The 21,792-nt window shown below is 62.4% G+C and carries 18 protein-coding genes; 17 read left to right on the top strand and 1 reads right to left on the bottom strand.

Features of this window, described 5'->3' with window-relative positions:
• Positions 1-21 precede the first annotated feature (21 nt).
• Positions 22-891, bottom strand: a complete 870-nt coding sequence (locus AT984_RS09110) for a hypothetical protein (protein ID WP_156421957.1) — start codon at positions 889-891, stop codon at positions 22-24.
• A 423-nt stretch (positions 892-1,314) separates the two neighbouring features.
• On the opposite strand from AT984_RS09110, the gene AT984_RS09105 reads away from it, so the two are divergent.
• From AT984_RS09105 to gltX, 17 genes are all read left to right on the top strand, one after another.
• Positions 1,315-2,220, top strand: a complete 906-nt coding sequence (locus tag AT984_RS09105) for a LysR family transcriptional regulator (protein ID WP_058719822.1) — start codon at positions 1,315-1,317, stop codon at positions 2,218-2,220.
• A 26-nt stretch (positions 2,221-2,246) separates the two neighbouring features.
• Positions 2,247-3,668, top strand: a complete 1,422-nt coding sequence (gene leuC, locus AT984_RS09100; protein WP_058719821.1) for a 3-isopropylmalate dehydratase large subunit — start codon at positions 2,247-2,249, stop codon at positions 3,666-3,668.
• Positions 3,669-3,687: 19 nt separating this feature from the next.
• Positions 3,688-4,338: a 3-isopropylmalate dehydratase small subunit gene (leuD, locus tag AT984_RS09095; RefSeq protein ID WP_058719820.1), complete on the top strand. Its 651-nt coding sequence runs from the start codon at positions 3,688-3,690 to the stop codon at positions 4,336-4,338.
• A 26-nt stretch (positions 4,339-4,364) separates the two neighbouring features.
• Positions 4,365-5,456, top strand: a complete 1,092-nt coding sequence (gene leuB / locus AT984_RS09090; RefSeq protein WP_058719819.1) for a 3-isopropylmalate dehydrogenase — start codon at positions 4,365-4,367, stop codon at positions 5,454-5,456.
• A gap of 205 nt (positions 5,457-5,661) precedes the next feature.
• Entirely contained in the window at positions 5,662-6,792 is a 1,131-nt protein-coding gene (gene asd / locus AT984_RS09085) for an aspartate-semialdehyde dehydrogenase (protein WP_058719818.1), read from the top strand.
• Between the two features lie 347 nt (positions 6,793-7,139).
• Entirely contained in the window at positions 7,140-9,875 is a 2,736-nt protein-coding gene (locus tag AT984_RS09080) for a FimV/HubP family polar landmark protein (protein ID WP_082679902.1), read from the top strand.
• Positions 9,876-10,000: 125 nt separating this feature from the next.
• The gene (gene truA, locus AT984_RS09075) at positions 10,001-10,786 is read left to right on the top strand and encodes a tRNA pseudouridine(38-40) synthase TruA (protein WP_058722196.1); all 786 of its coding nucleotides are present in this window, start codon (positions 10,001-10,003) and stop codon (positions 10,784-10,786) included.
• A 5-nt stretch (positions 10,787-10,791) separates the two neighbouring features.
• A complete protein-coding gene (locus AT984_RS09070; RefSeq protein ID WP_058722195.1) occupies positions 10,792-11,436 on the top strand; it encodes a phosphoribosylanthranilate isomerase in 645 nt (214 codons plus the stop codon).
• 18 nt (positions 11,437-11,454) lie between these two features.
• The gene (trpB, locus tag AT984_RS09065; RefSeq protein WP_058719817.1) at positions 11,455-12,765 is read left to right on the top strand and encodes a tryptophan synthase subunit beta; all 1,311 of its coding nucleotides are present in this window, start codon (positions 11,455-11,457) and stop codon (positions 12,763-12,765) included.
• On the top strand, positions 12,762-13,559 hold the full coding sequence (trpA, locus tag AT984_RS09060) for a tryptophan synthase subunit alpha (RefSeq protein ID WP_058719816.1): 798 nt from the start codon (positions 12,762-12,764) through the stop codon (positions 13,557-13,559). Before trpB ends, trpA begins: the two co-directional genes overlap by 4 nt.
• Positions 13,560-13,606: 47 nt before the next feature.
• Positions 13,607-14,479 (top strand): acetyl-CoA carboxylase, carboxyltransferase subunit beta, encoded by an 873-nt coding sequence (gene accD / locus AT984_RS09055; RefSeq protein ID WP_058719815.1) that lies wholly within the window; start codon positions 13,607-13,609, stop codon positions 14,477-14,479.
• 77 nt (positions 14,480-14,556) lie between these two features.
• A complete protein-coding gene (gene folC / locus AT984_RS09050; protein ID WP_058719814.1) occupies positions 14,557-15,858 on the top strand; it encodes a bifunctional tetrahydrofolate synthase/dihydrofolate synthase in 1,302 nt (433 codons plus the stop codon).
• Between the two features lie 210 nt (positions 15,859-16,068).
• Positions 16,069-16,953: an SPOR domain-containing protein gene (locus AT984_RS09045; protein ID WP_231741616.1), complete on the top strand. Its 885-nt coding sequence runs from the start codon at positions 16,069-16,071 to the stop codon at positions 16,951-16,953.
• 27 nt (positions 16,954-16,980) lie between these two features.
• Positions 16,981-17,469: a CvpA family protein gene (locus AT984_RS09040; protein WP_058719812.1), complete on the top strand. Its 489-nt coding sequence runs from the start codon at positions 16,981-16,983 to the stop codon at positions 17,467-17,469.
• A gap of 49 nt (positions 17,470-17,518) precedes the next feature.
• Positions 17,519-19,027: an amidophosphoribosyltransferase gene (gene purF, locus AT984_RS09035; RefSeq protein WP_058719811.1), complete on the top strand. Its 1,509-nt coding sequence runs from the start codon at positions 17,519-17,521 to the stop codon at positions 19,025-19,027.
• 5 nt (positions 19,028-19,032) lie between these two features.
• Positions 19,033-20,280: an O-succinylhomoserine sulfhydrylase gene (locus AT984_RS09030; RefSeq protein WP_197418289.1), complete on the top strand. Its 1,248-nt coding sequence runs from the start codon at positions 19,033-19,035 to the stop codon at positions 20,278-20,280.
• Positions 20,277-21,677 carry a glutamate--tRNA ligase gene (gene gltX / locus AT984_RS09025; RefSeq protein ID WP_058719810.1) on the top strand — a complete coding sequence of 467 codons (1,401 nt, stop codon included), beginning with the start codon at positions 20,277-20,279 and terminating at the stop codon, positions 21,675-21,677. The genes AT984_RS09030 and gltX overlap by 4 nt, the downstream gene beginning before the upstream one ends.
• Positions 21,678-21,792: the final 115 nt, after the last annotated feature.

The raw sequence follows: 21,792 nt of genomic DNA, 5'->3' as shown, positions 1-21,792 counted from the left end.
GTGGCTCCGACTCGGTTGGCCTCAGAGCCCTGAACTAAAGCGCGCCGTGATGGCGTGCTCCAGGGCCGCTGAGTGCCCGAACCAATCCAGCATGATGGCGCGGTAGGCGGGGGTGTTGCGCTGTTTGCGCAGCACCTTGTCCACCTGATCCCGCAACTCTTCACCCCAGGGTGTCTTGGGCACGGCGACGTGGGCATAAAGATAGTCGGCGTTTTCGACAATTGGCACACTGACCAGTGGCTCAGCTGGCGGATTGCTCAACTCAAGAAATCTCAGTTCGGCGCCGTAGCCGATGGTGGCGTCAATGCGCTTGCGGGCCACTATCTCGGCCAGATTGCGGTAATGCGTGGATTGTTGAGTGAAGACGCCCTTGGGGTCATGCTGCTTGTCCGCCACGATGTTGGAAATGGCCTCGCCGTAAAAGCGCCTGCCGGCCACGCCAATCACCTTGCCGCTTTGCAAAAAGCGCCGCAGGCTGATCTGCGGGGCGGAGCGCCAGATGACTTGCCAGTCGGCGCGGCGCAGCGTTAATTCCAGCGGCGGAACCACCAGGCTGGTGATGCTGTAGTGCACCAGTTCAAAGTCGGCAGGGTTTTTGAGGTAGGTGGTGATGGCCAGGTGTCGGCCGGACTTAAACCCCTCGGTGATGCGCAATATCGGCACATGAGCGGTCTGGTGCCGGTAGTCAGGCAGGCCGTCGATGAGGGTTTGATTGACGCGATCGCCAATTCCCTTGCCCTTCAGTGGGCCGGACTGAATGAAGTAGGGCTCGAAGTTCTCGACCACCCAGGTCACGTCCCGCTCGTCGCCGGTGCCGGCCTGGCCCCAGCTGGGCAACGCTGACGCCCCGCCCAGGCCGGCCAGCATGAGCTTGCGTCGCGCTATGGGCATGGCCCGACTTTCAGTGGATGAACTCGACGAGAAATCATGTCAGGCCGGCGTGCTGTGCGCACGCGCTCGGGGGTTGATATCGCAAACCGAATTCAGCTTTTCCCTGCATGCTGGTCCTGGCTCACTCAGCGCGAGCCTACGCCGGGTTGATGGTAGTCGAATCCCGAAATACCTGATTCCTGCCACTTTTTCCTCCTGAGGCCTTTGCACGCTCGGCTGAATTGCATCCCGCCGCGCGGCCGTGACTGCTTGGCGAGCGCAGGGCTGTTTGCGCTTCTCGATATGCCTTGCTGAGGAGTCGGTGAGGGTGTGGGCGCTGATCGAATTGCAGCGGAATTGGAATATCAACCCTTCGCGGTGCGAGAATGGTCTATTGTTTTCTGACGCAGCGCATCATTTGCGCGAAGGTTTATTCTCCTCACTATGCGGCTTGACCTGACCACCCTCAACCTTGTCTTGGCGATTGAGCAAACCCGCTCCATCACCAAGGGCGCGGCGCGCGAGCATTTGGCGCTCGCGGCGGCCAGCAAGCGGGTATCGGACCTGGAAGCGCGCCTGGGTGTGCAGCTGTTTGAGCGCCGCGCTCGTGGCGTGGAGCCCACCGAGGCCTGCCGCGCTTTGGTGCGTCATATCCGCAGCCTGCATGCATCTTTGCACGCGCTGGAAAGCGAAGTGGTGGAGTTCGCCCGCGGCATCAAAGGGCATTTGCGCATTGCCGCCAATAGCGGCGCGATTGCCGAATGCCTGCCCGCTGATTTGGCCGCCTTCTCGCAAGCGCACCCGCAAATTCGCATCAGCCTGGAAGATCAAACCAGCGCCGAGGTGCAGGCGGCGGTGGCCGAAGGGCGTGCCGATGTCGGCATCTTCACGCCGCCCTTGCTGGACAACCGCTTGCAGCATTGGCTGTACCGGGAAGCGCGCTTGGCCGTCTTGGTGCCGCAGGACCATGAATTGGCGAACCGCGAGGCGGTGAATTTCTCCGACCTGCTGGACTTTGATTTGATCGGCTTGCACGCCGGCGCCAGCGCCCAGGAATTGATGCGCGAACAGGCGCAAGCACGCGGCCGCACGCTCAAGGCGCGCCTGCAAGTGCGCGGCTTTGATGCCATCGCCCAGTTGGTGGAAGCGGGCCTGGGCGTGGCGGTCTTGCCCGAAGGCCCGGCCGAACGATTTTCCCGCGTCTTCAAGCTGCGCCTGCTGCGCCTGGACGAAAGCTGGGCCGCCCGCGAATACCGCTTGGGCGTGGCCCAGCAAGAGCGCATGCCGGCCGTGCTGCAGCGCTTTGTTGATGCGCTGTGCCCCCAATCCAAAACAAGCTCCGAGCATTGACCCTTCAGAAAAAGGAAGAAGTCCCCATGACTGCGAACCACAATCCGCGCACGCTTTACGACAAGCTCTGGGATGAGCATGTTGTGCACGTCGAAGAAGACGGCACCACCGTGCTCTACATCGACCGCCATCTGCTGCATGAAGTCACCAGCCCACAGGCTTTTGAAGGCCTGGATCTGGCGGCGCGCAAGGTCTGGCGCGTCTCGGCCAATCTGGCGGTGAGTGACCACAATGTGCCCACCACCGACCGCAGTGGCGGCATCAGCGACCCGGTGTCCAAGTTGCAGGTCGACACCCTGGACCAGAACTGCGACCGCTTCGGCCTGACCCAGTTCAAGATGAACGATCTGCGCCAAGGCATCGTCCACGTCATTGGCCCGGAGCAGGGCGCTACCTTGCCTGGCATGACCGTTGTCTGCGGTGACAGCCACACCTCCACCCACGGCGCATTCGGCGCGCTGGCGCATGGCATCGGCACTTCCGAGGTGGAGCATGTGCTGGCGACCCAGACCTTGCTGGCCAAAAAGGCCAAGAATATGTTGATCCGCGTCGAGGGTCAGGTCGCACCCGGCGTGGGCGCCAAAGACATCGTGCTGGCCATCATCGGCAAGATCGGCACGGCTGGCGGCACCGGCTACACCATCGAGTTCGGCGGCTCGGCCATCCGCGCGCTGAGCATGGAAGGCCGCATGACGGTCTGCAATATGGCCATCGAGGCCGGCGCGCGCGCGGGCTTGATCGGCGTAGACGACACCACGCTCAACTACGTGGTCGGCCGCCCCTTCACGCCCACCGGCGTCGAGTTGGCGCAGGCCATGACTTACTGGCGCGAGCTGCACACGGATGCCGGCGCCAAGTTTGACGCGGTGGTTGAACTCAATGCCGCTGAGATTCAGCCCCAGGTCACCTGGGGCACTTCACCCGAGATGGTGCTGTCCATCAATGACCGCGTGCCCGATCCCGACAAGGAAAAGGACGCCGTCAAGCGCGGCGCCATCGAGCGCGCCCTGCAGTACATGGCGCTGCAGCCGAACAAGGCGATTGCCGACATTCACATCGACAAGGTTTTCATCGGCTCTTGCACCAATAGCCGCATCGAAGACATGCGTGAAGCCGCCGCTGTGGTGCGCAAGCTGGGCGGCAAGATCGCGGCCAACGTCAAGCTGGCCATGGTGGTGCCAGGCTCCGGCCTGGTGAAGGCGCAAGCCGAGTCCGAAGGGCTGGATCAGGTTTTCAAGGCCGCAGGCTTTGAGTGGCGTGAACCGGGTTGCAGTATGTGCTTGGCCATGAATGCCGACCGCTTGGAGCCGGGCGAGCGCTGCGCCTCGACCAGCAATCGCAACTTCGAAGGCCGTCAAGGCGCCGGTGGTCGCACCCATTTGGTCAGCCCGGCCATGGCCGCTGCGGCCGCCATGCGCGGCCATTTCGTTGACGTCAGCAAGTCCTGATCAGGAGCCTCACAACATCATGGAAAAGTTCACCCTGCACAAGGGCCTGGTGGCCCCGATGGATCGCGACAACGTCGACACCGATGCCATCATCCCTAAGCAATTCCTCAAGTCGATCAAGCGCTCGGGCTTTGGCCCCAATTTGTTCGATGAGTGGCGCTATCTTGATGCTGGCGAACCCGGTCAAGACCCCGCCACCCGCAAACCTAACCCAGACTTCGTGCTGAATCAACCGCGCTACCAAGGCGCTTCGGTGCTGCTGGCGCGCAGCAATTTCGGCTGCGGCTCCAGCCGTGAGCATGCGCCTTGGGCGCTGGAGCAGTACGGCTTTCGCGTCATCATCGCGCCCAGCTTTGCCGACATCTTCTTCAACAACTGCTTCAAGAACGGCGTGCTGCCGATCCAGTTGCCTGAGAGCGTCGTGGCCAAGCTGTTTGACGAAGTGGCGGCCTTCCCGGGCTATCAGCTGACGGTGGACTTGCCGCGCCAGGTGGTGATCCTGGCCGACGGCAGCGAAGTGCCCTTCGAGGTGCAAGCCTTCCGCAAGTTCTGCCTGCTCAACGGCTTTGACGATATCGGCCTGACGCTGCGCCACGCGGACAAGATCCGCAGCTATGAGGCCGAGCGCTTGGCAGCCAAGCCCTGGTTGGCCAATCAATTGGCCGGTTGATAAGACATCTGACGGGAATCAAGAAAATGAAAATTGCAGTTTTGCCGGGTGACGGCATTGGCACCGAAATCGTCGCCGAGGCGGTCAAGGTCCTGAAGGTCCTGGATCTGCCGCTGGAGTTGGAACACGCCGACGTGGGCGGCGCGGCCTTTGAGTCCAGCGGCCATCCGCTGCCCGACGCGACGCTTCAACTGGCCAAAGATGCCGATGCCATTCTGTTTGGCGCCGTCGGTGACTGGAAATACGACAAGCTCGATCGCCCGCTGCGCCCTGAGCAAGCGATTCTGGGCCTGCGCAAGCATCTGGGTCTGTTTGCCAACTTCCGTCCGGCCATTTGCTACCCCGAGCTGACGCATGCCTCGAGCCTGAAGCCCGAGTTGGTGGCTGGCCTGGACATCCTGATCATTCGTGAGCTGACCGGTGACATCTATTTCGGCCAGCCGCGCGGCCGCCGCACGGCGGTGGATGGTCATTTCCCCGGTAGCGAAGAAGCCTTCGACACCATGCGCTACTCGCGCCCGGAGATCGAGCGCATCGCCCACGTGGCTTTCCAGGCCGCCCGCAAGCGCGGCAAGCGCGTCACCAGCGTCGACAAGGCCAATGTGCTGGAGACCTTCCAGTTCTGGAAAGACGTGATGATCGAGATCGGCGCCCAGTACCCGGACGTGGAACTCGACCATATGTATGTGGACAACGCCGCCATGCAGTTGGTCAAGGCGCCCAAGCGCTTTGACGTGCTGGTGACCGGCAATATGTTCGGCGACATCCTCTCGGACGCAGCGGCCATGCTGACCGGCTCCATCGGCATGCTGCCCTCGGCCTCGTTGGACAAGAACAACAAAGGCCTGTACGAACCGAGCCACGGCAGCGCGCCGGACATCGCAGGCAAGGGCGTGGCCAATCCTTTGGCTACAATTCTCTCTGCTGCCATGATGCTCAAATTTTCCCTCAACCAACCAGTTGCCGCCGCTCGTATTGAGTCGGCTGTGGCCGCTGTATTGGCCCAAGGTCTGCGCACGCCAGACATTTGGAGCGAGGGCACCCAGAAGGTGGGCACGCGCGAGATGGGTGATGCGGTTGTCGCTGCGATCACCATGACCAAAACCATTAAGGGCTAGTTCAGCTCCGGTTTGTCTCGCCCCTACCCCTCAGGCGAACAAGCCGGGGGGAGCAAAGTTCCAAGTTAACAGGACTTTCAAAAATACTGCTGCAGCGAAGCCAAGAGTCGAAGACAGTACTTGCTGTACTGCCGTGCACTTGAGAAACGCTGCAGCGCTTTGGCGAGAGTTGGACTGAATCTTTAGGGCGATAGAGGTAATCAAGATGACAACACTGGTTGGACTGGTAGGCTGGCGCGGCATGGTGGGCTCGGTGCTCATGGATCGCATGAGCGCTGAGCGCGATTTCGATTTGATCGAGCCGCTGTTCTTCAGCACATCGAATGCCGGCGGCGCCGCTCCCGCGCAAGCCAAGAACGAGACCAAGCTGCAGAACGCGTTTGATATCGAGCAGCTCAAGCGCTGCGACATCATCATCACCGCGCAGGGTGGCGACTACACCAGCGAGGTCTTCCCCAAGCTGCGCGCTGCCGGCTGGGACGGCCATTGGATTGACGCTGCGTCCACGCTGCGCATGGAGTCCGATGCCGTCATCATCCTGGACCCCGTCAATATGCCGGTGATACAGCAAGCCTTGGACAAGGGCGGCAAGAACTGGGTCGGCGGCAACTGCACCGTGTCCTGCATGTTGATGGGCGTGGGCGCGCTCTACAAGGCCGGCTTGGTCGAGTGGATGAGCACCCAGACTTACCAGGCCGCTTCGGGCGGTGGCGCGCAGCATATGCGCGAGCTGCTGACGCAGTACGGAACGCTGAATGCGTCGGTGCGCGGTCTGCTGGACGATCCCAAGAGCGCCATTCTCGAAATCGATCGCCAGGTCATTGCGACTCAGCGTGGACTAAGTGCCGCCGAGACGGCCAATTTCGGCGTGCCGCTGGGCGGCTCGCTGATCCCCTGGATTGACAAAGACTTGGGCAATGGCATGTCCAAGGAAGAGTGGAAGGGCATGGCCGAGACCAACAAGATTCTGGGTCAGGGTGAGGGCTTCGCTGCCCCTGCCATCCCCGTGGACGGTTTCTGCGTGCGCGTCGGTGCGATGCGCTGCCACAGCCAGGCGCTGACCTTCAAGCTCAAGGGCGATGTGCCCCTGGCTGACATCGAGGCCATGATCGCCGCCGACAACGAATGGGTCAAAGTGGTGCCCAATACCCGCGAGGCGACGGTGAAAGACCTGACCCCAGTGGCCGTCACCGGCACCATGACGATCCCGGTCGGCCGCTTGCGCAAGCTGGCCATGGGCCCTGAGTATCTGGGTGCCTTCACCATTGGCGACCAGTTGCTGTGGGGTGCTGCCGAGCCGCTGCGCCGCATGCTGCGCATTCTGCTGGCGCGCTGAGTCAGCGCGGCGAAGTGCTTGGCAGGCGCCTGCTTGCAAGCACTTTTACAAAGAGTCACAGACCGCGGCCGGGCATTTGCTCGGCCGTTGTCTGTATACGACAGGCGGTGTCCAGTGCCTTGAACTGCCGGGCCTCCTGAGGGCTTATGCGGCTTTACCTGAGCTTGCTTGCGTATATGCTTGCCCCTGTTAGGAATTTCAGTGGCACGCGAGGGCGATGCCGCGCCAAGGGATGGCACCGTGAGCGCTGTTCAATACAAAGAAATGATCATCAATGAAGCGAGCGGGCGCCCGGGAGGACCCGCTTTCTTGCTTTGGGGGATGCCTTGAAACAAAGTCGCAGCGCAATGAATGAAGCCACGGGCCAAGCGCCCAGCCGCTTGACCCAAGGGCTCTTGCAGCCCGGCCTTTTTGCCTTCTCCCGTATCGCTGCGGCGACTTTGCTTTTGCTCAGCGCCCAAGCGGGTGCTGTGGGCTTGGGGCGTTTGACGGTGCAATCCGCTTTGGGCGAAACGCTAAAAGCCGAGATCGATGTCACCAGCCTCAGCGCCGAAGAAGCCAGCACCCTCAAGGTCAAGGTCGCTTCGCCCGATGCCTACCGTGCTACCGGGGTGGAATACAACAGCGTCTTGACCGGCACCCAGGTGCAGGTGAGCCGCCGTGACGGCCGCACCTACCTGCGCGTCAGCAGTGACCGCGCGGTGCAAGAGCCCTTTGTGGACGTGATTCTTGAGCTGAACTGGGCCACCGGCCGCTTGGTGCGCGAATACACCTTGCTGTTCGATCCGCCAGTGAATGCCCCGCGCCCCGGCGCCGCACCTGCGCCGGTGGCGCCTGCAGTGATTGCCGCCGCCCCTCAGCCATCTGGCGCTGTGAGTGATGCTGTGGCCGTGCCGACGCCGTCCGCTTCGTCCACGATTGCCCCCAGGCCTTCGCCCGCGCCGAGCCCAGCGACCCCTGCAGCCACGCGTGCCAAAGCTGAAGCCAAGCCCGAACCCAAGCCGCGCGCCGAAGCACCGCAGTCGGCCTCTGAATATCGCGTCAAGCCCGGCGATGTGCTGTACCGCATCGCCGCCAAAACACAGCCGCAAGGCGTTTCTCTGGATCAAATGCTGGTGGGCTTGTACCGCAGCAATCCAGAAGCTTTTGTTGACGGCAATATGAATCGCCTGAAGGTCGGCGCTGTCATGCAAGTGCCGAGCAGCGACAGCCTGAGCGACCTGAGCACCGCGCAAGCTAGGCAAGTGATCCGTGCGCAGAGCACGGACTTCAATGCCTACCGCCAACAACTGGGTACGGCTGCGCCAGCGCTGCAGCAAGAGCAGAACGAGCGCGCCGCCAAGGGCCAGGTGCAAGCAGCGGTAGATGACAAGAAAGCATCTGCAGCGGCCAAACCCGACAAGCTGACGCTGAGCAAGGCCGCCAGCGCGGCCGAGGCGCAGAGCGCCGCTAACGCCAAATTGGCTCAGGCCTCCAAAGAGACTGAGAAGAAGGATGCCAGCGCCCGCATGGCTGAGCTGACCCGCAATGTGGAAGAGCTGAAAAAGCTCTCCAGCGCGGCTAAGCCAGCGCCTGCAACTGCACCCGCGGCATCGACGGCGCCAGCGATGCCTGCGGCACCTGCCGTGGTGGCAGCACCCGTTCCGGCTGCGCCGCAAGCCAGTGCTGCGCCTGCTGTGGCTGCTGCAGAACCAGCAAGCAAGCCGGCCTCAGCCGCAAGGCCCGTGCTGGCCGCTGCCTCGGCTGCCAGCATGCCCGCCATGCCAGCACCGGTCAGCAGCCCCGCCGAGCCGAGCTTCCTGGAAGACTTGCTTGAGAGCCCCCTGGTGCTGCCGATCGCCGGTGCCCTGGTGGCCGCGCTCGGCGCCTTCGGTCTGTATCGCTTGCGTGGCCGCAAGGCTGCCAGCAAGCCGGACACTGGCTTCCAAGAGAGCCGTGCGCAACCGGATTCATTCTTCGGCGCCTCGGGCGGCGCACGGGTGGATACGCGTGAAGCGACCGGTTCATCGATGAACTATTCGCTCAGCCAGTTGGATGCGATCGGCGACGTCGATCCGGTGGCCGAGGCCGATGTTTACCTGGCCTACGGCCGTGACCTGCAAGCCGAGGAAATCCTCAAGGAAGCCCTGCGCGCCAATCCCGAGCGCTTGGCGATCCGCCTCAAGCTGCTGGAGGTCTATGCCAAGCGCCGCGATACCAAGGGCTTTGAGCAACTGGCCATTCAGCTGTTTGCCGAGACCCATGGCCTGGGTGATGACTGGGCCAAGGCGCAAGAGCTGGGCCGTCAGATTGACCCGGACAATCCGTTGTACCAGCCCGGTGGCGCGCCCACGCAGACCGATGATGGCCGCGATATTCATCCCGAGCCGATGGATGCCAGCACCATGCCGCATACGGTCAGTGCCGCCGCCCATCTGGCAACTGCGCCACTGGCCAGCAGCGCAGCAGCCGATTCCGGCCCGATGAGCGGCTTTGATCTGGATCTTGATCTGGACCTCGGCGGCCCGAGCGCTGCGCCTGCTTCGGCCATGGCCGCTACGCAAGCCATGGCCACCTCGGTGGAGCAAGCGCCTTTGTCAATGGATTTTGACCTGTCGGATCCTGAACCCACCACGGTGCAAAGTGATGGCAAGGCGGATCTGGAGTTTGATTTGGATCTGCCTGATCTGGGTGAGCATGCCAGCGCACCCGCATCGGCCCCTGCTGCCCCTGCGACTGACGGCGCGCTGGACTTCGATATGTCGTCCATCGACCTGAGCCTGGATGACAGCAAACCTGCAGCGATTCCGGCTGCCGAGTCTTCGAGCCTGGACGATGATCTGCCGGCCGACTTCGCCGCCATGCTGAATCAGCCGGGTGAGGTGGTTGAAGCCGCGGAAGCGCCGCAGGAGCCCGTTGCTCATGTGATCGAGGAGTTGCCCGATGACGATGGTGATCCGCTGATGCGCCAGCTGGAATTGGCTGACGAATTCCGCCAGATCGGTGACACCGAAGGCGCGCGCGAAGTGCTGCAGGAACTGATCGGCAAGGCCAGTGGTCTGCTGAAGGAAAAGGCCCAGTCCATGCTCAACGAGTTGCGTTAAGTTAAGCTGCTCGACTTGAACCCAAAAGGCGCTCGCAACCGGGGCGCCTTTTTTCATGGCGGCAAGGCTTGCTACTCAAGAAGCCAAGCAGCCAAATAGCCAATAGGCAAATGAGGATGGACGGCATGCGCGTTGCGCTGGGAGTGAGTTACCGCGGTCAGGCCTATCACGGCTGGCAAAGCCAGGTGGATGGGCAAACGGTTCAGGATGTGCTGGAAGCCGCCCTGAGCGAATTCGCGGCCACGCCGATCCGCAGCATTTGCGCCGGCCGCACGGATACCGGGGTGCATGGCCTCAACCAAGTGGTGCATTTCGATACCGAGATCAGCCGCGAGGCCGCCTCCTGGGTGCGTGGCACCAACCGTTACTTGCCCGCCGACGTGGCGGTTCAGTGGTGCCGCTTTCCGGGTGATGAATTTCATGCGCGCTTCTCCGCGCAAGGCCGGCGTTATGCCTTTTTGGTGCTGGAGTCGGTGGTGCGCCCGGCCATCGAAGCGGGTGGTGTGGGCTGGGTGTTTCGTCCGCTCGACGCTGAGGCCATGCGCGCGGCGGCAGACCTGCTGATCGGCGAGCACGACTTCAGCGCTTTTCGCGCCGCCCAATGCCAGGCCAAATCGCCCATCAAAACCCTGCGCAAGATCAGCATCAGCCGACGCGGTGCCTACTGGCGCTTTGACTTTGATGCCTCGGCCTTTTTGCACCATATGGTGCGCAACATCATGGGTTGCTTGATCGCCGTGGGCAATGGCAGCCAGTCGCTCGAGTGGTTGGCTCAGGTCTTGGCGGCGCGTGATCGTGCCTTGGCCGCGCCCACCTTTCCGGCCGATGGGCTTTACTTCATGGGGCCGTACTACGAGCCTCAGTTTGATATTCCCGAACACACCGCAACCATGGACTGGCTGCCCGGATGACGATGATGAGCCGTACCCGAATCAAGATTTGTGGCTTGACCCGCGAGGCCGATGTGGCTGCGGCCGTGGCGGCCGGTGCCGATGCGATCGGCTTTGTGATGTACGCCAAAAGCCCGCGTTATGTCAGCCCGGCCCGCGCGGCCGAGTTGGCGCGCTTGCTGCCACCCTTTGTCACGCCGGTGGGCTTGTTCGTCAACGCCAGTGAGGCCGAGTTGGCGGCGGGCTTGCAGGCGCTGCCCAATATGCTGCTGCAGTTTCACGGGGATGAGAGCCCGCGCGAGTGTGAGGGGGCAGGGCGGCCCTATCTGCGTGCCGCGCGCATGGGCGAGGGTTTTGATTTGCTAAACTTCGCCTCACAGTACTCAAGTGCCCAAGCCGTGCTGCTCGACGCCCATGTCGAGGGCTACGGCGGCGGTGGAAAGGTTTTCGATTGGTCACTCATTCCAAAAAACGTGCCCTCTCCAGTCGTTTTGTCTGGTGGGTTGCATGCCGGAAATGTGCTGACCGGGATTCTTCAGGTTCGGCCTATCGCCGTTGACGTGAGTTCCGGCGTGGAAGAGGCCAAGGGCCTCAAGAGCGCCGCCCTGATCCGTCAGTTCTGCGATGCGGTGCGTCAAGCCGATGCGCGCATCCAGGAACTTTCAACCTGAACAGAGAAATCCAGCACCATGAGCAAGTATCAACAGCCCGATGCCAATGGGCATTTCGGCCCGGTCAAGGGCCAGACCTATGGCGGCAGCTTTGTTGCCGAAACCCTGGTCCACGCGCTTGACGAACTCAAGCAAGCCTATGCGCACTACAGCAAGGATCCGGAGTTCATCGCTGAGTTCAACAAGGAACTGGCCCATTTCGTGGGTCGCCCCAGCCCCATCTATCACGCGGACCGCCTGAGCCGCGAACTCGGTGGCGCGCAGATCTTCCTCAAGCGTGAAGACCTGAACCACACCGGCGCGCACAAGATCAACAACACCATCGGCCAGGCCTTGTTGGCCAAGCGCATGGGCAAGAAGCGCATCATTGCTGAGACCGGCGCGGGCCAGCATGGCGTGGCCACTGCCACCATCTGCGCGCGCTACGGCATGGAGTGCGTGGTCTATATGGGCAGCGAGGACGTCAAGCGCCAAAGCCCCAATGTTTACCGCATGAATCTGCTGGGCGCCCGTGTGGTGCCGGTGGAGTCGGGCTCCAAGACCCTGAAGGACGCGCTGAACGAAGCGATGCGCGACTGGGTGACGAATGTGGAGTCCACCTTCTACATCATCGGCACCGTGGCCGGCCCGCACCCCTATCCGATGATGGTGCGCGACTTCCAGCGCATCATCGGCGATGAGTGCCTGACGCAGATGCCGGAGATGACCGGCCGCCAGCCCGATGCGGTGATCGCCTGCGTGGGCGGTGGCAGCAATGCCATCGGCATCTTCTATCCCTATATCGAGCATGAAGCCACGCGCTTGATCGGCGTTGAGGCTGCTGGTTTGGGTGTGGATACCGACAAGCATGCCGCCACGCTGTCTAAGGGTACGCCGGGCGTTTTGCATGGCAACCGTACCTATTTGCTGCAGGACGATAACGGTCAGATCACCGAGACGCACTCGGTGTCAGCCGGCCTTGACTACCCCGGCGTGGGCCCAGAGCATGCGTATCTGAAGGACATTGGCCGCGCCGAGTATGTGTCGGTCACCGACGACGAAGCGCTCAGCGCCTTCCATCGCCTGTGCCGCACCGAAGGCATCATCCCGGCGTTGGAATCCAGCCATGCGCTGGCCTATGCGATCAAGCTGGCGCCTACGCTGCCGGCGGATCAGCATTTGCTGGTGAATTTGTCGGGCCGCGGTGATAAGGATATTGGCACGGTGGCTGATTTGTCGCAGGCGTCCTTCTTCTGCCGACCGTCTTGCACCGGGCAATCGGTCAAGGGGGGCAACACGATTTCGCTGGATGCCTTGCATGGGCAAAGCAAGACAGGAGCCCAGCCATGAGCCGCATCCAAAGCACGTTTGAGCGCCTGGCCGCTGAGGGCCGCAAGGCCTTGATCCCCTTCGTCACAACCGGTGACCCTTATCCCGATGTCACCGTCGAGCTGATGCTGGCCATGGCCGAGGCGGGCGCCGATGTGATCGAACTGGGCGTGCCGTTTTCCGACCCCATGGCCGATGGCCCGGTGATTCAGCGCGCGGCCGAGCGCGCCGTGCGCGCCGGTGTGGGCATGAAGCAGGTACTGGCCGATGTGCAGCGCTTTCGCGCCAGCAATAACAGCACGCCGGTGGTGTTGATGGGTTATGCCAATCCGATTGAGCGCTACGGCCAGGCCCGCTTTGTCAGCGATGCCAAGGCGGCGGGTGTGGATGGCGTGCTGGTGGTGGACTATCCGCCCGAGGAATGCGAGGCCTTTGCTGGGCTGCTGCATGCCCAGGATATGGATCCCATCTTCTTGCTGGCCCCCACCTCGACCGAGGAGCGCATGGCGCGCGTCGGCAAGGTGGCGCGTGGCTATGTCTACTATGTGTCGATCAAGGGCGTGACCGGGGCAGGGCATCTGGACACCGCGGCGGTAGCCGCGATGATTCCGCGCATCCGCCGCCATGTCAGCGTGCCGGTGGGTGTCGGTTTTGGCATTCGCGACGCGGTCAGCGCGCGCGCGGTGGCCGATCACTCGGACGCCGTCGTCATCGGTTCGCGCCTGGTTGAATTGCTCGAGGCCCAGCCGCGCGATAATGTCGCCGCAACAGGGGCGCAATTCATCCGAGAAATCCGCGCCGCGCTCGACGCCTGAATCCCAGTATCTGGGGTCAGAGTCAATTTTTTTAGAGGAATCTGCCCATGAGTTGGCTTGAAAAACTACTGCCGCCCAAGATGCAGCAAACCGATCCCAACGAGCGCCGCATGGTGCCCGAGGGGCTTTGGATCAAATGCCCGTCTTGCGAGACCGTGCTCTACAAGACCGACCTGGAGCAGAACGTCAACGTCTGCCCCAAGTGCAGCCACCATCACCGCATCGGCGCGCGTGAGCGCTTGAACGCCTTCCTGGACGGCGAAGGTCGCTACGAAATCGGTCAGGAAGTGCTGCCCGTCGATGCCTTGAAGTTCAAGGACAGCAAGAAGTACCCCGATCGCCTGAAAGAAGCGCTGGAGCACACCGGTGAAACCGACGCCCTCGTGGTGTTCGGCGGCGCGGTGATGACGGTGCCTGTGGTGGCTGCTTGCTTCGAGTTCAGCTTCATGGGCGGCTCAATGGGCTCCGTGGTGGGTGAGCGTTTTGTGCGTGGCGTGGAAACCGCCATCGAGCAAAAGACGCCTTTCATCTGCTTCACCGCCACCGGTGGCGCGCGCATGCAAGAAGGTTTGTTGAGCCTGATGCAGATGGCCAAGACCAATGCGGCCCTGACGCACCTGGCCAAGGCCAAACTGCCTTACATCAGCGTGCTGACAGACCCGACCATGGGCGGCGTCTCGGCCAGCTTTGCTTTTGTGGGCGATGTGGTGATTGCCGAGCCCAAGGCGCTGATCGGTTTTGCCGGCCCGCGCGTGATCGAGAACACCGTGCGTGAAAAGCTGCCAGCCGGCTTCCAGCGCGCCGAGTTCTTGATGGAGAAGGGCGCTGTCGACATGATTGTTGATCGCCGCAAGCTGCGTGAGACCATCGCCCGCCAGCTGGCCATGCTGCAGCGCCAGAGCTCCGACGCGGTGGCCTGATCGCAAACCTCCTGATTTTTTGAATTCAACGGCCAGGCCCACAAGGCTTGGCCGTTTTGCTTGAGCGAAAAAAAGACATGTTGCCCCAAACGCTTGATGACTGGCTCGCCCATTGCGAGCGCCTGCACCCCAAGACCATCGACATGACCTTGGAGCGCGTGCAGCTGATGCGCGACCGCCTGGGCCTGAAGTTCGAGGCCCCGGTGGTGATGGTGGCCGGCACCAATGGCAAGGGCAGCACCTGCGCGATGCTGGAGTGCATTGCCTTGCAGGCCGGCTACCGGGTGGGCCTCTACATCAAGCCGCATCTGGTGCATTTCCAGGAGCGCTGCCGCGTGGGCGGCGAGTCGGTCTCGGCGGAGTCGCTGCTGCCATTTTTCGCGGCTGTTGAAGCGGCGCGCGGCGAGATGACGCTGAGCTATTTCGAGTTCACCACCCTGGCCATCATGCTGCGTCTGGCGGCCGAGCCCTTGGATCTGGTGATTCTGGAAGTCGGCTTGGGCGGCCGTTTGGACGCCGTCAATGCCATTGATGCAGACTGCTCGGTCATCACCAGCATCGACCTGGATCACACCGAATACCTAGGCCCCGACCGGGAGTCGGTGGGCCGAGAGAAGGCCGGCATCATGCGTGCCGGCCGCCCGGTGGTGGTGAGCGACCCCATGCCGCCGGCCAGCTTGGCAGCGCGCGCAGCCGAGATCGGTGCCGACTTGCGCCAGCTGGGTAAAGACTTCACCTACAGCGGCGACCGCCAGCAATGGCAGTGGACCGGCCGCGAGAAGCGCTTCAGCGGCCTGGCCTATCCGGCGCTGCGCGGTGTTAATCAGCTGCTCAACGCTTCCGGTGTGCTCGCCGTGTTCGAGGCGCTGTATGCGCGCTTGCCCATCAGCGCCCAAGCGGTACGCAATGGTTTGGCGATGGTGGAGCTGCCGGGCCGCTTCCAAGTGGTGGCGGGCCAGCCCGCGCTGGTGCTGGACGTGGCGCACAACCCGCATGCGGTGGCGGCGCTGGCTCAGAACCTTGACCAAATGGGTTTCTTCCCGCGCACCCATGTGGTGTTTGGCGCCATGGCCGATAAAGACTTGGCCGCGATCTTCCAAAAGATGGCACCGCTGGTCGATGCCTGGCACTTTTGCGACCTGGAGATTCCGCGCGCCGCCAAGGCTACCGACCTGCGCCAGCAGTTCGAAGCCCTGCAGCAAGCAGGCGCCTTGAAAACACCGCCCCAACTCAGCTTGCACACCCATGCCGAACCCCTGGCCGCCCTGGCTGCAGCGGCGGCTGTGGCAGACCCGGCTGATAGAATTCTGGTGTTTGGTTCCTTCTACACGGTGGGCGGCGTGCTCAAGCAGGGCGTGCCTCGTTTGCAGCGCGCCTGAGCCATGCCGGGCAGGGTTTGAACACCACCGTACAGCTGTTTTTTTGACCATCTCCCCGGGTTTGCAGTAGCCGGGGGCGGTCTTGGTTTTGCACTATTGGGCGTTGCGCCCTTCACTTGTAACCCCTAACCCAGCGTTTGAGCTGCCAATCTAGCCATGGGCTTGCTGTCATTCCTTAAGCGATCAAGCAATAAGCCGGCGGCCAAGCCGGTGTCTGACACAGCCGATGCGGTTCAGCAGTTGCGGGTACGCGCACGCCGACGTCTGATTGGCGCCGCGGTGCTGGTGGCGATTGGGGTGATCGGCTTCCCGCTGGTGTTTGAAACCCAGCCTCGGCCTATTCCCGTTGATCTTTTGATCACCATTCCGGACAAAGACGGCGTGCCGGTGCTGAGCCCGCCCCCGGGCTTGGCCGGCAAGGTGGGCCCCAAGGTGGCGGTGGTGGAGCCGCCTGCTTTGACGCGCACGACTGAGCCTTCGCGGCCCGAGCCGGTGCAGCCTGAGCCGCCGAAGGCCAGTGAGCCGGTGGCGCAAGTCAAACCTCAGCCGCAACCGGCTCAGTCAGCCCAGGTGGCGGCCCCGAAGCCAAGTCAAGTAGCAGCTACAGAGCCTGCCAAGCCTGTCCCAGCGCCAAGCGCCAAGGTGGCTGCTGACAAGCCTGTCGCCAAGGCAAGTGAGAAGGCGGCCGAGAAACAGGCAGATAGGCACATCGACAAGCCCACCGAAAAAGTGGCCGAAAAGCCCGCCGATAAGCCTAAGCCTCAGGCCATGAGTGCCAGCAGCCAGGAAGCGGCGCGGGTGCAGGCTTTGCTGGATGGCAAGATGCCACCCAAGCCGGATGAGAGCAAAAAGCCCGCCGATGGCGCCACACGCGTGATCCTGCAGGTGGGCGCTTATGCGGATATGCAGGCGGCTCAAGAGGCGCGGCACAAGGTCGAAAAACTGGGCCTCAAGACTTATACGCAAGAGGTGAACACGCCTTCAGGCACGCGCATCCGCGTGCGGGTGGGGCCCTTCGCCAGCCGCGAGGAAGCGGATAAAGCCGCAGCCAAGGTGCGGGCCACGGGCCTGAGCACGGCTGTGCTGACGCTGTGAAGCGGCCGCTTTCTTGCGGGGTAGCGCATGGTTTGGCTTGATTGGATTTTTCTGACCGTGCTGGCCTTGTCCATTTTGATGGGCTTGTGGCGCGGCTTGGTGTTTGAGGTTTTGTCGCTGGCGGGTTGGGTGGTGGCCTACTTTTGCATGCCCTGGTTGGCGCCGGTGCTGCAAGAGTTTTTGCCGCAAGAAAAGTTGGGGCCGGGCTTGGCGCATGCCCTCAGCTTGGGCTTGAGTTTTGTGCTGGTCTTGCTCTTGTGGGGTATTTGCGCCAAGCTGCTGCGCAGCCTGATTCATGCGACGCCGCTGAGCGTGCTGGACCGGTTGGCCGGCGCAGGTTTCGGCGTGCTGCGCGGGCTCTTGATTTGCATTGCGGTGGTGCTCTTGGTCAGCATGACGCCAGCGGTCGAGTCCGAGACTTGGTTGAGTTCGCAATTGGTGCCTGGTTTGCAAACCGTGATCCAGGCCGCCAAGCCGGTGTTGCCGGCAGAAGTATTGAAGTTGATTCCGGCCTGAGCATCTTGCTTGGGCCTCGTGTTTAGAAGCAGTGAGTGAAGGAAAAGCCATGTGTGGCATCGTCGGCGTGATCTCCCCCAACCCCGTCAATCAGCTGATTTACGACGCGCTGTTGCTGCTGCAGCACCGTGGTCAGGATGCCGCCGGCATCGTCACCATGCAAGGCAATAAGTGCTTCATGCACAAGGCCCGCGGCATGGTGCGCGATGTGTTCCGCACCCGCAATATGCGCGCCTTGCCGGGCAGCATCGGCTTGGGCCAGGTGCGTTACCCCACGGCCGGCAATGCTTACAACGAAGAAGAGGCACAGCCCTTCTACGTCAACGCGCCTTTTGGCCTGGTGCTGGTGCACAACGGCAACCTGACCAATGCGCAAAGCCTCAAGACCGAGTTGTTTGATGTGGACCGCCGCCACATCAACACCGAGAGTGATTCCGAGGTGCTGCTGAATGTGCTGGCCCATGAGTTGGAAATGGTCGCCCGCGACCTGCCGCTGACACCCGCCGAGGTGTTCAAGGCCGTCGCCGCCGTGCACAAGCGCATCAAGGGCAGCTACGCTGTGATCGCCCTGATCGCCGGCCACGGCTTGCTGGCTTTCCGCGACCCCTACGGCATCCGCCCGCTGTGCTTTGGCCAAGCGGCAGATGGCGAATTCATGGTGGCCAGCGAGAGCGTGGCCCTGGAAGGCACCGGCCACCAACTGGTGCGCGATGTGGCGCCGGGCGAGGCCTTGTTCATCGATATGAAGGGTCAAATGACCAGCCAGCAATGCGCTGAGAACCCGACGCTGAACCCCTGCATGTTTGAGTTTGTCTACCTGGCCCGCCCGGACTCGGTGATGGACGGCATCTCGGTCTACCAGGCGCGTCTGAATATGGGTGAAACGCTGGCCCAGCGCCTGATCTCCACCATGCCGCCCAGCGACATCGATGTGGTGATCCCGATTCCGGAATCGAGCCGTCCCTCGGCCATGCAATTGGCCCACCGCATCGGCAAGCCTTACCGCGAAGGCTTTGTGAAGAACCGCTACGTCGGCCGCACCTTCATCATGCCGGGGCAGGGCGCGCGCAAGAAGTCGGTGCGCCAAAAGCTCAATGCGATTGGCCTGGAGTTCAAGAACCGCAATGTGCTGCTGGTGGATGACTCCATCGTGCGCGGCACGACGTCGAAGGAGATCGTGCAGATGGCCCGCGAGGCTGGCGCCCGCAAGGTCTATCTGGCCTCGGCCGCCCCGCCGGTGCGCTATCGCAATGTCTACGGCATCGATATGCCCACCAGCTCCGAGTTGGTGGCGCACAACCGCTCGATCGAAGAGATCCGCCAGTTCATCGGCGCCGACGCGCTGATCTACCAAGACGTTGACGCGATGAAGCGGGTGGTGGCGGCCTTGCAGCCGGCGCTGAAGGGCTTTGAGGCCTCGTGCTTCGACGGCCACTACATCACCGGCGATGTGACGGCTGAAGACTTCGCCAAGATGGAGGCTCAGCGCCTGAGCCAGGGCGACGAGGAAGAAGGCCCGGCGCGCAGCCGCCTGGCACTGCAAAGCCGGCAGGAGTGAGCGGGATGAGTTTGAGTGACGAAGAGCGCCGCATTGCCCGCGCTCGCCTGCCCGAGGGCTTGCGCCCTGAGACTCTGGCGGTGCGCACCGCGCTGGCGCCCAGCCAGCATGGCGAGAATTCTGAGGCCTTGTTCCTGACCAGCGCCTTTGTGCAGCCCGACGCTGCCACCTCGGCGCAGCGTTTTGCAGCCTCGGACGATTTCACCTACGCGCGCACCAGCAACCCGACCGTGCGCAGCCTTGAAGCACGTCTGGCGGCGATGGAAGGCACCGAAGCCGCCGTAGCTACCGCAACCGGCATGAGCGCCATCCTGCTGCTCGGCATGGGCCTGCTGAAAGCGGGCGACCATGTGATCTGCTCGCGCTCGGTGTTCGGGTCGACGATCAATCTGTTCGCCAAGGAGTTCGGCAAGTTCGGTGTCGAGACCACGTTCGTCTCGCAGACCGATCCGGCTGAATGGCAGGCTGCCGTCCGGCCAAGGACCAAGCTGCTGTTCGCCGAGACGCCGACCAATCCGCTGACCGAGGTGTGCGACATCCAGGCGCTGGCCGACATCGCCCACGCGGCCGGTGCCTTGCTGGCGGTGGACAACACCTACTCGACGCCCGCACTGCAACGGCCGGTCGATTTCGGTGCCGATGTCGTCATGCACTCGGCGACCAAGTACATGGACGGCCAGGGCCGCGTGATGGCCGGAGCCTTGTGTGGCCCGAATCGTCTGATCCGTGACGTGTTCGGCCCGGTGCTGCGCACAGTCGGCATGACCTTGGCGCCCTTTAACGCCTGGGTTGTGCTGAAGGGCTTGGAGACCTTGAGCTTGCGCATGAAGGCACAGAGCGATCAAGCATTGGCCGTGGCCCGCTGGCTCGAAGCCCGCCCCGAGGTCGCTCGCGTCTACTACCCGACGCTGGCCTCGCATCCCCAGCACGATTTGGCGATGCGCCAGCAGTCGGGGCAGGGCGGTGCGGTGCTGTCCTTCGAACTGCATGCCGATTCACCTGAAGCGGCACGGGCGGCGGCCTTCCACATCATCGACAGCACCCGCGTGCTCAGCGTCGCCACCAATCTGGGCGATACCAAGTCCATCATCACCCACCCGGCCACCACCTCGCACGGGCGCTTGTCTGACGCGCAGCGCCAAGCCGCCGGCATCAGCCAAGGCCTGATCCGCCTGGCCGTTGGCCTGGAGCATGTGGACGACATCACCGACGACCTGCTTCGCGGTCTATCAACTTTGAATCTCTCGAAATGAGCCAAGCCATCACTCCTGTCCGCACCCGTATTGCGCCGTCGCCGACCGGTTTCCTGCACCTGGGCACAGCCCGCACCGCCCTGTTCTCCTGGGCTTATGCCCGCCATTTCGGTGGTGAGTTCGTGCTGCGCATTGAAGACACCGATGTGGCCCGCTCCACCCAAGATTCGGTGGATCAAATCATTGCCTCCATGAACTGGCTGGGCCTGACCTACGACGAAGGCCCGATCTATCAGATGCAGCGTCTGGATCGCTACCAAGCCGTGGTGGACAGCATGTTGGCCGCCGGCACCGCTTATCGCTGCTATTGCTCGCCGGAAGAACTGGAAGAAATGCGCGAAGGCCAGCGCGCGCGTGGTGAGAAGACCGGCTACGACGGCCGCTGGCGCCCGGCGCCCGGCAAGGTGCTGCCGCCCGTGCCCGAAGGCGTGGCGCCGGTGATCCGTTTCATGAACCCGCCCGAGGGCGATGTGACTTGGGACGATCTGGTCAAAGGCCCCATCACCATCAATAACCGCGAGATCGACGACCTGATCATCGTGCGGCCCGACGGCGTGCCGACCTACAACTTCTGCGTGGTGGTCGATGATTGGGATATGAAGATCAGCCACGTTTTCCGCGGCGACGAGCATGTCAACAATACGCCTTGGCAGATCAATATCTTCAATGCCCTGGGCGCACCGCTGCCCAAGTTCGGCCACTTCCCGGTGATCCTGGGTGACGACGGTTTGAAGCTGTCCAAGCGCCGTGGTGCCGTCAGCGTCACCAACTACGAAGAAATGGGCTATCTGCCCGAGGCAATGCTCAACTATCTGTCACGCCTGGGCTGGAGCCATGGTGATGATGAGTTGTACTCGCGTGAGCAATTGGTGGCTTGGTTCGACGGCACCCATCTCAACAAGAGCCCCGCGCAGTGGGATCCGGCCAAGCTCGAGTGGGTCAATAGCCACTACATGAAGCTGGCTGACGATGCTCATTTGGCTGGTTTGGTGCAAGCGCAATTGCTCAAACGCGGCATCAGCGCTGAGTTGCCGCAGCTCAAGGCCATGGCCGCCTTGTTCAAGGATCGTTGCGCAACCACAGTGGCCTTGGCCGATTGGCTGGCCATGTACTTCACTGATGTGAGCCCGAGCGCTGACGATCTGGCGACCCATGTCACCGATGCAGTCAAACCCGCTTTGACGACCTTCGCTGACAAGTTGGCTGCTATCGAGTGGAATAGGGCGAGCATTGCCGCGGCCATCAAGGAAACCATCGCCGCCCATGGCTTGAAGATGCCGCAGCTGGCCATGCCTGTGCGTGCTTTGGTGTGCGGCCGGGTGCAAACGCCCAGCGTCGATGCAGTGCTGGAACTGTTTGATAAAGAAATTGTCATCAAACGCTTGCGCAGCGCCTAATTTTCGTTCTACAATCTACGTCTTGCTTGAACAGCGCGAAACATCAAAACGCTGCTTTGGGTCGAATGAGGGTCTGGCTAGCTGGACTTCTTGTGATGCGCAGAGTAAAGAGTTT

It is taken from the genome of Paucibacter sp. KCTC 42545 (assembly GCF_001477625.1).
In the GTDB taxonomy this organism is placed as follows: Bacteria; Pseudomonadota; Gammaproteobacteria; order Burkholderiales; family Burkholderiaceae_C; genus Paucibacter_A.
The sequence above is the reverse complement of the archived record's forward strand: the minus strand, read 5'-3'. Positions and strand labels throughout refer to the sequence as shown.

Coding starts and splice junctions, on each gene's coding strand:
- AT984_RS09080 (WP_082679902.1), top strand. CDS start 7,140: ATGAATGAAGCCACGGGCCAAGCGCCCAGCCGCTTGACCCAAGGGCTC.
- AT984_RS09040 (WP_058719812.1), top strand. CDS start 16,981: ATGGTTTGGCTTGATTGGATTTTTCTGACCGTGCTGGCCTTGTCCATT.
- AT984_RS09070 (WP_058722195.1), top strand. CDS start 10,792: ATGAGCCGTACCCGAATCAAGATTTGTGGCTTGACCCGCGAGGCCGAT.
- purF (WP_058719811.1), top strand. CDS start 17,519: ATGTGTGGCATCGTCGGCGTGATCTCCCCCAACCCCGTCAATCAGCTG.
- AT984_RS09110 (WP_156421957.1), bottom strand. CDS start 891: ATGCCCATAGCGCGACGCAAGCTCATGCTGGCCGGCCTGGGCGGGGCG.
- AT984_RS09030 (WP_197418289.1), top strand. CDS start 19,033: ATGAGTTTGAGTGACGAAGAGCGCCGCATTGCCCGCGCTCGCCTGCCC.
- AT984_RS09105 (WP_058719822.1), top strand. CDS start 1,315: ATGCGGCTTGACCTGACCACCCTCAACCTTGTCTTGGCGATTGAGCAA.
- truA (WP_058722196.1), top strand. CDS start 10,001: ATGCGCGTTGCGCTGGGAGTGAGTTACCGCGGTCAGGCCTATCACGGC.
- gltX (WP_058719810.1), top strand. CDS start 20,277: ATGAGCCAAGCCATCACTCCTGTCCGCACCCGTATTGCGCCGTCGCCG.
- leuB (WP_058719819.1), top strand. CDS start 4,365: ATGAAAATTGCAGTTTTGCCGGGTGACGGCATTGGCACCGAAATCGTC.
- trpB (WP_058719817.1), top strand. CDS start 11,455: ATGAGCAAGTATCAACAGCCCGATGCCAATGGGCATTTCGGCCCGGTC.
- leuC (WP_058719821.1), top strand. CDS start 2,247: ATGACTGCGAACCACAATCCGCGCACGCTTTACGACAAGCTCTGGGAT.
- asd (WP_058719818.1), top strand. CDS start 5,662: ATGACAACACTGGTTGGACTGGTAGGCTGGCGCGGCATGGTGGGCTCG.
- folC (WP_058719814.1), top strand. CDS start 14,557: ATGTTGCCCCAAACGCTTGATGACTGGCTCGCCCATTGCGAGCGCCTG.
- leuD (WP_058719820.1), top strand. CDS start 3,688: ATGGAAAAGTTCACCCTGCACAAGGGCCTGGTGGCCCCGATGGATCGC.
- accD (WP_058719815.1), top strand. CDS start 13,607: ATGAGTTGGCTTGAAAAACTACTGCCGCCCAAGATGCAGCAAACCGAT.
- trpA (WP_058719816.1), top strand. CDS start 12,762: ATGAGCCGCATCCAAAGCACGTTTGAGCGCCTGGCCGCTGAGGGCCGC.